At 71.6% G+C, this 8,986-nt stretch carries 8 protein-coding genes and 1 pseudogene; 5 read left to right on the forward strand and 4 right to left on the reverse strand.

Features of this window, described 5'->3' with window-relative positions; translation table 11 throughout:
• Positions 1-96: 96 nt before the first annotated feature.
• Positions 97-576: a SigE family RNA polymerase sigma factor gene (locus KBX26_RS22760; RefSeq protein WP_030332130.1), complete on the forward strand. Its 480-nt coding sequence runs from the start codon at positions 97-99 to the stop codon at positions 574-576.
• 2 nt (positions 577-578) lie between these two features.
• A complete protein-coding gene (locus KBX26_RS22765) occupies positions 579-1,640 on the forward strand; it encodes an LCP family protein (RefSeq protein WP_210866385.1) in 1,062 nt (353 codons plus the stop codon).
• A 75-nt stretch (positions 1,641-1,715) separates the two neighbouring features.
• Here KBX26_RS22765 and KBX26_RS22770 read toward each other — a convergent pair whose 3' ends face one another.
• A complete protein-coding gene (locus tag KBX26_RS22770; protein WP_210866386.1) occupies positions 1,716-3,284 on the reverse strand; it encodes an LPXTG cell wall anchor domain-containing protein in 1,569 nt (522 codons plus the stop codon).
• A gap of 148 nt (positions 3,285-3,432) precedes the next feature.
• Positions 3,433-3,645, reverse strand: a complete 213-nt coding sequence (locus KBX26_RS22775; RefSeq protein ID WP_030332135.1) for a hypothetical protein — start codon at positions 3,643-3,645, stop codon at positions 3,433-3,435.
• Positions 3,646-3,769: 124 nt separating this feature from the next.
• Between KBX26_RS22775 and KBX26_RS22780 the strand changes: the two genes are divergently transcribed.
• Both KBX26_RS22780 and fbaA read left to right on the forward strand, forming a co-directional pair.
• A complete protein-coding gene (locus KBX26_RS22780; protein WP_210860147.1) occupies positions 3,770-4,153 on the forward strand; it encodes a phage holin family protein in 384 nt (127 codons plus the stop codon).
• Between the two features lie 135 nt (positions 4,154-4,288).
• Positions 4,289-5,314: a class II fructose-bisphosphate aldolase gene (fbaA, locus tag KBX26_RS22785; RefSeq protein ID WP_030332138.1), complete on the forward strand. Its 1,026-nt coding sequence runs from the start codon at positions 4,289-4,291 to the stop codon at positions 5,312-5,314.
• A 57-nt stretch (positions 5,315-5,371) separates the two neighbouring features.
• On the opposite strand, the gene KBX26_RS22790 is transcribed toward fbaA, so the two are convergent.
• Entirely contained in the window at positions 5,372-6,565 is a 1,194-nt protein-coding gene (locus tag KBX26_RS22790) for an LOG family protein (RefSeq protein WP_210866387.1), read from the reverse strand.
• 249 nt (positions 6,566-6,814) lie between these two features.
• Between KBX26_RS22790 and KBX26_RS22795 the strand changes: the two genes are divergently transcribed.
• Positions 6,815-7,243: a DUF3151 domain-containing protein gene (locus KBX26_RS22795; protein ID WP_030332142.1), complete on the forward strand. Its 429-nt coding sequence runs from the start codon at positions 6,815-6,817 to the stop codon at positions 7,241-7,243.
• A 45-nt stretch (positions 7,244-7,288) separates the two neighbouring features.
• On the opposite strand, the pseudogene KBX26_RS22800 reads toward KBX26_RS22795, so the two are convergent.
• Positions 7,289-8,986 (reverse strand): annotated as a pseudogene (locus tag KBX26_RS22800) (chromosome partitioning protein); the annotation flags it as partial.

The following is an 8,986-nucleotide window of genomic DNA, read 5'->3' on the forward strand; positions in this document are numbered from 1 at the left end:
CCATTGCCTAAGACGAGCCAAAAGGTTGATCAGAGTCACCGCAATGTTCGGTCGGTCCGCTCCCGTCATCTGTGACAGGAGCCCCCGGGAGGTGCAGTGACGTACGAGGAGTTCGCGGACACGCGGCTGGCCCCGCTGCTGCGGTATGCGGTGATGCTGACCGGTGACCCGCACCAGGCCCAGGACCTGGTTCAGGAAACCATGGTCCGGGTCCAGCTCAACTGGCGTCGGGTCGCCCGCGCGGACTCGCCGGAGCGGTACGTACGCCGGATGCTCACCAACCAGTACGTCGACTGGCGGCGCGGCTCGTGGGTTCGCCGGGTGCTGCTGCGCGGGGAACCCGACGCGTCGGTGCCGGCGCTCACCGACCATGCCCAGTCCGCCGTGGACCGGGATCAGATCTGGTCCTGGCTGTCTCGGCTGCCACGCCGGCAGCGGGCCGCTCTGGTGCTGCGTTACTACGAGGACCTGCCCGACATGGAGATCGCCGACATCCTCGGCTGTGCCGTCGGGACCGTTCGTTCGTCCATCTCCCGGGCCCTGGCGACGCTCCGGGCCGAGTACGTGGAGGCGTGACCATGATCGAGGATGACCTGCGTGCCGCGTTCGTTCGGCACGAACCGTTGACCCCGTCGACCGGCCCACTGCGGGCGTCGATCGACCGGCTCGCCGCTACCCGCCGTCGCCGCCGGCAGCGGTTCCAGGCCGCCGGTGTCACGCTCGCCCTGCTCGCCGCGCTCGGAGTCGGGGTGCCGCAACTGCGCCCCGACCGGCCGGTCGACGGCCCGTCGCTGTCCGGTCAACCGGCTGGCACGCCGTCCGAGGCGCTGAACGTCCTGCTGCTCGGGGTCGACGGCTTCGGTGAGCAACCGTCGTACCGGTTGGCGGACTCCGTCCTGCTGGTGCACATCCCGGCCGACCGGAGCCGGCCGTACCTCATCTCGTTGCCGCGCGACCTGGGGGTGTCGATCCCCGGCCGGGGGGTCGACAAGCTCAACAGCGCGTTCTTCACCGGTGCCGGCGAGCCCCGGCCCGACCTGGACGCCGGCTACGACCTGACCCGCCGGGTGGTCGCCGACCTGACCGGGGTACGCGTCGACGCCGGCGCGGTGCTGACCTTCGCGGGGCTGCGCCGGATCACCGACGCGGTCGACGGGGTGCAGGTCTGCCTGCCGAAGGAGGTCGAGTCCTGGCACACCCGTCGGACCTTCCCGGCCGGCTGTCAGCGGCTCGACGGCGCTGCCTCGGTCGACCTGCTGCGGCAACGGCGGGACCTTCCCGACGGCGCGTTCGACCGGGACCGTAACGCCCAGCGCTATGTCGCCGGTCTGATCCGAGCGGTGTCCGCTAAGGACGTGCTGAGCAACCCGGTGCGGCTCGCCGGGCTGCTGTCGGCCCCCGGTAAGGGTCTGGCGGTCGACGACGACGGCCTGCCGCTGACCAGGCTGGTGGCGGTGCTACCCGAGCTGGACAGCGTCGAACCGGTGGGGCTCAGTCTCCCGGTCGGCGAGCCGGTGGACGACCGTACGCTGCTGCCGCTGGACCCGAAGCTGGGCAAGGCGTTTCTCGCCGCGCTGGCCGAGGACCGGTTGGCGCAGTGGGTGGCCCAGCACCCGGAGCGGGTCAACCCCGTTCGGTGACGGGGGACGGGGCGTTCGCGACGGTGCCCCGCCGGCCGGGTACGGGACGGCGGGGCACCGGTCGTGCGGGGTGGGTCAGGCGACGAAGCGGCTGTTCCGGCGGCGGGCGATCAGGTAGCTGCCCGCACCGGTGACGAGCAGCAGGACGCCGAGGCCGGCGATCAGGTTGGTGGGGGCGCCGGTGATGGGCAGCGAACCGCCGCCGCCACCGCCGCCATCGCCATCGTCCTGACCGCCGCCGCTCTGGGCCGCGTTGACCACGATGGTGGCCTTGTCGTTGGCCGGTTTGATGTCGGCCTTGAAGCCGCCACCGGCGGGGCATTCGCACGGCGCGTTGACCCGTACCGTGCCCCGGGCGTTGGGGATGACCTTGTCGATGCGCAGCCGGAACGCCATGGTGTAGGTCTTCCCGGCCACCAGGAGCATCTCCGACGCGCACAGGTACGTGCGGGTGCTGTCCTGCCGCAACCAGCAGTTCTTGGGAACCTCGACGGCGGAGGTGCCCGGCGGCAGCTCGACGTCGGTGTGGGTGGCGGCCTCGTACTCCTCGCTGACATTGTCGAGCGTCGCCGGGCCGTTGTTCCGGAAGCCGACGGTGGCCGTGACGACGGTGCCGGCCGTGCCCTTGAGCGCGGCCCCGATCGCCGCGAGGTCGGTGCCGTTCGTGCCGGTGGCCTTGATGGTCCACCCGGTGTAGTCGTTGCCCGGGTTGACGTCGGTCTGGTCGGCCTGCCGGGTGGCGCCGGACGTCTTGGCCAGGGTCAGCTTCGGGCCGCTGCCGGGGGTGGCCGCCCGGGCGCCGACTGCTTTCCGCACCTTGGTCAGGTCCTCGAAGTCGGCCACCGTCATGAACTGGGCGTAGCCGGACTGGTTGGTGGGGGCATAGGTGTCCCTGGCGAGTTCGAGGTTCAGCGTGGCGGCCAGCCCGGTGCCCACCGGGATCTCGTCGTCGAACTGACAGGAGACCAGGTGGTCGTCGGCGTAGCGGCAGTTGCTGAACCGGTCAGTGGTCCGGATCGAGTAGGCGAGGTCGAAGACCGCGACGAACCCCTCGACCGTCCGGTCGCCGGCGTTGGCCACGACCAGCGGCACCGAGAACTTCCCACCCGGCTTGGCCGAGGCGGTGGTGAACGGCCCGCCGGCCAGGTCGACGCCCTCGCCGACCCGGACGCGCGAGGTGTAGCTGCCGCTGCGCCCGCCGGCCGCCTGGAAACTGACCACGACGTCCCCGGAGTCACCGGGCTGCGCATCCTCGGTGAGGCCGATGCGCACCCGCTTGAGCCCGTTGCGGTAGATCCCGCTGCCGAGCGGCGGCTCCTCGTAGAGGACGACGTCGAAGGGCTCCTCGCAGACGAGAACGCCCGGCTCCGGGGCGGTGCACCGCTGGCCGTCCTCCTCGGAGACGACGGTGATCTTGTTGGCCAGGGAGCGATAGTCGTACCGGACGGAGACCTTGGACAGGGTCGTCGGCTCGTTGGCGTACAGGAGCAGGGCGCGGGTGGCCGGCTCCGAACCGACGGCCAGTGTGGTGTCCTGGAAGTAGGGCGCGATCGGGGCCGCGGCGACGGCGGGCGTGGCGGAGGCAGCGACCAACGCGCCGGCGGCGCCGAGCCCGGTCAGCCAGCGGAGCCAGTGCTTGAGCATGGGGGTCCTCCCGTGGGGATGCCTATGGCGCTCGTCCAACCTAGGGAGCCGTCAGCTCCTCCGGTAACCCTTTGGGATCGATATTTGTCGAACGGCCCGAACGGTTGAGCACCCTCTGGCGCAACGGGCAGCCGTCCCGGTGGCGGGATCAGCGGTAGTCGTCCTCGTCCCCGGTGACCACCCGGGCCTGCTCCATCGCGTCCCAGTCGTCGACCTCCAGGCCGCGGTGCGGCTCACCGTCGGTGTCGGCGGGGCCGGCGACGGTGGCCTGCTCGACCGCGTCCGCCGGATCGGCCTCCGGGTCGCGTTCGTCGGCTGCGAGGTGGTCGCCGGGGGTGAAGTCCTCATCGGGCTGACCCATCGTCCCTCCCGGGGGTCTCGGGGCACGGTTCCCACCCACCGTACGGGCTGGGCGGGCGTACCGCCCGGAAGCGGAGTAGGCCGAATCAGCCCTCGGCGACGTGACCCGATGCCAGGATGGTGCCGTGGGCTTCCTCATCAGACTGGCGATCACCGCTGTCGCGTTGTGGATAACCACGCTGATCGTGCCCGGGGTGGACGTGCACGCCCGATCGGGTGGCAACACCGCCCTCACCCTGATCGTGGTGGCGCTGATCTTCGGTGTGATCAACGCAGTGCTCAAACCGGTGATCCGGGTTGTCGGCTGCGTGTTCTACCTACTGACCCTGGGCCTGTTCGCGCTGGTGGTCAACGCGTTGCTGTTCCTGCTCACCGACCGGATCGCCCGCGGGCTGGACCTGCCGTTCCAGGTGGACGGATTCTGGGCGGCGTTCTGGGGAGCCATCGTGATGACAGTGGTGACCTGGTTGATCAGCGTCATCGTGCCGGACAACCCGGGCCGCCGGTGAACGGCTAGCACCCGGGTCGGTTGTTCCGGCGCACCTCACCTACGGGATACTTCCGGCGGAGGACAGCGCGGTCCGGCGCACAAATGAAGAACAGCGGCCAGCACGGCCGAGAGTGGTAAGTAAGGAGCGCATCACATGCCCATCGCTTCCCCCGAGGCTTACGCGGAGATGCTGGACCGCGCCAAGGCTGGCCGGTACGCGTACCCCGCGATCAACGTGACCTCCTCCCAGACGCTGAACGCGGCGCTCAAGGGCTTCGCCGACGCGGAGAGCGACGGCATCATCCAGGTCTCCACCGGTGGCGCCGAGTACCTCTCCGGCCCCTCGATCAAGGACATGGTCACCGGTGCCGTCGCGTTCGCCGCGTACGCGCACGAGGTGGCCAAGAAGTACTCGGTCAACATCGCCCTGCACACCGACCACTGCCCGAAGGACAAGCTGGACGGGTTCGTCCGTCCGCTGATGGGCATCTCGCAGGAGCGGGTGAAGCGCGGCGAGCAGCCGCTCTACCAGTCGCACATGTGGGACGGCTCGGCCGTGCCGGTCGCGGAGAACCTGGAGATCGCCGCCCAGCTGCTCGACGAGGCTGCCAAGGCCAAGATCGTCCTTGAGATCGAGGTCGGCGTCGTCGGTGGCGAGGAGGACGGCGTCGAGAACGCCATCAACGACAAGCTCTACACCACCACCGAGGACGGCTTGGCCATGGTCGAGGCGCTCGGCCTCGGCGAGAAGGGCCGCTACATGGCGGCGCTGACCTTCGGCAACGTGCACGGCGTCTACAAGCCGGGCAACGTCAAGCTCCGTCCGGAGATCCTCAAGCAGATCCAGGACGCCGTCGGCGCCAAGTACGGCAAGGACAAGCCGCTCAGCCTGGTCTTCCACGGCGGCTCGGGCTCCCTGCTGAGCGAGATCCGCGAGGCGCTGGACTACGGCGTGGTGAAGATGAACATCGACACCGACACCCAGTACGCCTTCACCCGCCCCGTCGCGGACCACATGCTCCGCAACTACGACGGCGTGCTGAAGATCGACGGCGAGGTCGGCAACAAGAAGCAGTACGACCCGCGCGCCTGGGGCAAGGCCGCCGAGGCCGGCCTGGCCGCCCGGGTCGTCGAGGCGTGCGAGCACCTGCGTTCCACCGGCACCACGATGACCAAGTAACGACGTCCCACCCACGGCCGGCTCCCCGCACGGGGGCCGGCCGTCGTCGTCAGGTCGTCAGGTCGTCAGCAGGCGTACGGCCTCGCGAACGTCATCGGTCAGGTGGATCGTCGACGACAGGTCACCGAACGGGGACGCGGCCAGCAGCGGGCGCAGCAGCGCCTCCACCGGCAACTCCCGGGTCCAGTAGTCGCGGTCCAGGAAGATGTACGCCCCGCTGGCCCCGTCGGTGCCGTAGTAGGTCTTGGTGGCCGCCTGGAACACCTCCTGCACGGTGCCCGCCCGCCCCGGCGCGAAGACGATGCCACCCCGGGCGAGGCGCAGGATGGTGTCCTCCCGGATCGCGTTCGAGAAGTACTTGGCGATCCGCCCCGCGAACAGGTTCGCCGGCTCGTGCCCGTACAGCCAGGTCGGAATGGCCAGCCCGCCCGCCCGCGCCCAGCCCAGCTCGGCGCCACGCTGCCGGGGCACCCCCGCGTACCGTTGCCGGACCGTCAACGCCGTGGCCGTGTACCGGTGGTGGTCGGTGAAGTCCGGGGCGGTGGCCAACAGGTCGATCGCCGCCGTGACCTCGGCCGCCGGCTGGTCCGCCAGGTAGGCGCCGAGGTTCGCGGCCTCCATCACCCCGGGGCCGCCACCGGTCACCACCAGCCGGTCGGCCCGCGCCAGCTCCCAACCCAGCACGGCCGCCATCCGGTACGCGGGACTGCCGCGCCGCACCGCGTGGCCACCCATGATGCCCACCACCGACTGCGGCCCGTACGCGGCCAACCAGACCCGGGTGGCGTCGGCCAGCGCGTTGTCCACGCCGTGGTCGTGCAGCCGCTGACCCAGCGCCTCCCTGACGTCCGGCAGCGCGCCGCCGTGCGCCCGGTAGTGGTCGTACACCCGGGTGTCGTACATCCCGGTGAACCCGCCCTCGGCGAACCCGGCGGCCAGCTCCTCCGGGGTGTAGAGGTGGGTCGGCTGGGTCGGGTACGGCAACCCGGAGAACGGCGGCACCACGTTCGCGCCGCGCCGGACCAGGTCGGCGCCCACGTCCCGGGCCGCGAACCGGCAACCGACGAAGAGGGTGCCGGTGACGTCGACACCGGTCAGGTCGGGCACCGGCGCGAGGTCGAGCCGCAGACCCTGCACGGTCAGCCCGGTCAGCCGACCGGTGGTCAGCTGCTGGTCGAACTCGGCCCGGGTCTGGATCTCGCCGGCGTGCAGGTGTGGCTCGATGACGTCTGCGGGAGGTGGGGTCGGCACCGGGCCATCCTGCCCCTCCGCCGGGGCAGGTCAAACCTCGGGCCGGGGGCGGAACCGACAGGAGCCCGGCGGTCGTGGCCACCGGGCTCCTGCATAACCGGTTCCTGGGGAGGCTCCGGACCATTAGTTGTAATGGAAAACACCAGGCGGCGGCATAGGCCGCAGGCGTGACCAACTCCTCAGCCGTTCAGCGGAACACGTCGGCCGACCCGCTCGCGTGTCGCCCTGTCCAGCGGGTTGAATGGGGCGATGCAGAACCTTTTGCCAGAGCCACCGGCCACCCGCCTGCCCGTGAACGACGAGGCCGACGCCGCCCTGGCCGCCGCCAACGAGGCCGGCACCGATGAGGCGTACGCCGACGTGGCGGCCGGCTTCCCGACCTACAGCGCCGCCTGGGCGGAGCTGGCGGCGCGGGCCTTCACGCAGGGCCAGGTGGTGACGGCGTACGCGTACGCCCGCACCGGCTACCACCGGGGCCTCGACCAGCTGCGCCGCAGTGGGTGGAAGGGGCACGGCCCGGTGCCGTGGTCGCACGAGCCCAACCAGGGTTTCCTCCGCTGCCTGTACGTGCTGTCCCGGGCGGCCGACGAGATCGGCGAGGCCGACGAGGCGGCCCGCTGTGCCCAGTTCCTGCGTGACTGCGACCCGGAAGCGGCGGACGCGCTCGCGAGCAACTGACCCCACCCCGACGGCCGGCCCGACATCGGGCCGGCCGTCGGCGGGTCACAGCCCTTCGGCGACCGCGGCGGCGATCTTCAGCCAGGCGTCCCGGGTGGCCGAGGAGAGCCCGCCGTACCGGATCGGCTCGCCACTGTCGATGAGTCGCTCGTACGGGGCCAGCAGCACCGCCCGGGTGCGGGCCGCGAAGTGCTCCTGGATGGCCGGCAGGTCGATCTCCTTGCGGGACGGCGGCATCGACACCACCGTCACGGCCTGCCGGACCAGCCGTTGCCGGCCGCTCTGCTCCAGGTGGTCGAGCATCCGGGCCGCCGTCTCGGCGGAGTCGTTACGAGCCGACATCGTGACCACCAACTGGTCCGTGGCGTCCATCGACGCCTGCCAGTTCTGCGCCCGGACGTTGTTCCCGGTGTCCACGAAGATCAACTTGTAGAACCGGCTGACCACCTCACGGATCTCGGCGAACGCGGCGGCGGTCAACATCTCGCCACCGGTGGCCGACTCGTCCGAGGCCAGTACGTCGAACATCCCCTCGCCCTGGGAACGCACGTACTGCGACAGGTCACCCACCCGCCCGTGCGCGCCCTGGAACTGCCCGAGGTCACGCAGCATGTCCCGCACCGTGCGGGAGTGGAAGTCCTGCTGGGCGCGCATCCCCAGGGTGCCCTGGGTCTCGTTGTTGTCCCAGGCCAGCACGTAGCCGCCACGCTTCTGACCGAACGTCATCGCGAGCAGCAGGATCGCCACCGTCTTGCCCGCGCCACCCTTCGGGTTGACGACCGTCACCTGCCGCAGACCGCCGAAGTTGCGGCGCACCATCTCGATGTCCCGCTTGAGCTCCTGCTCGTGCCGGCCCGGGGCGAGCCGGAGCAGGCCCATCTTGTTGACCACCGCGCGTACACCCATGGTCGCCACCGGGTCGGCGGGTCGGACCTGGCGGCGTCGGGCGAAGTCCTCGGCGGTCGGCGCGGCGGTGTCCTCCGGTGTCCAGCTCGCGTCCGGGTACGCCGTCGCGTCCGGGTACCCCGGTGCCGGCACCCGGGTCACCCCGTCGGCCTCCTGGTACGGCTGCCCCGGCGTACCGGCGGGTGAACCCTGCTGCCAGGGCGGTGGGTACCAACCCGGCGAGGGCGGGAACGGTCCCGGCGGTGGGGTCGCCGGCCCGGCCTGTGACGCGACGGGCGGCGGCGCGGGAGGGCCGGGCGGCGGGTAGCTGAACTGCGTCACGTCGGGCGGCGGCGGAATCTGCGCCGAGCCGGTCTGCCCGGGGACGGGCGGCTGCCCCGGGTGCGCCTGCGCGGGACCGACGTACGGGACGACGGGAGGCGGGGGCGGAATCGGAGGCGTCGCGCTGGCCTCGTCCTGGGCGGGTGCCGCTCCAGCCGGGCGTTGCGGCGGATACGCCCACGGCGACTCGGCGATCGGCCGCCCCGGCCCATCGGCGGGCCCGTCTGCACCGGGCCCGCCTGCCTGCGGTGCCGGTCCACCTGCCTGCGCGGCCGGCGTATTGGGGTGCGCTGTTGGTCCGCCGGCCTGCACCGTCGGTCCATTGGGCTGCGCTGTCGGTCCGTCGGGCTGTGGTGTCGGTCCGGCCGCTGCGCTGCCAGCGGCCGAGGGGGCTGCCGGCGCTGGGCCGGTGGTGCTCGGGCTGCCGGTGGTGCTCGGGCTGCCGGTGTTGCTCGGGCTGCCGGCGGACGCGGTGGCGGCGGGGACGGCCCGCTCGGTGGTCGCCGCGGTGGGGTC

The organism is Micromonospora sp. C97 (assembly GCF_018070385.1).
Classification (GTDB): domain Bacteria; phylum Actinomycetota; class Actinomycetes; order Mycobacteriales; family Micromonosporaceae; genus Micromonospora; species Micromonospora parva.

Bases quoted from the DNA above. Each gene is read 5' to 3' on its own strand.
- KBX26_RS22765 (WP_210866385.1), top strand. From the start codon at position 579: ATGATCGAGGATGACCTGCGTGCCGCGTTCGTTCGGCACGAACCGTTG.
- KBX26_RS22770 (WP_210866386.1), bottom strand. From the start codon at position 3,284: ATGCTCAAGCACTGGCTCCGCTGGCTGACCGGGCTCGGCGCCGCCGGC.
- fbaA (WP_030332138.1), top strand. From the start codon at position 4,289: ATGCCCATCGCTTCCCCCGAGGCTTACGCGGAGATGCTGGACCGCGCC.
- KBX26_RS22775 (WP_030332135.1), bottom strand. From the start codon at position 3,645: ATGGGTCAGCCCGATGAGGACTTCACCCCCGGCGACCACCTCGCAGCC.
- KBX26_RS22795 (WP_030332142.1), top strand. From the start codon at position 6,815: ATGCAGAACCTTTTGCCAGAGCCACCGGCCACCCGCCTGCCCGTGAAC.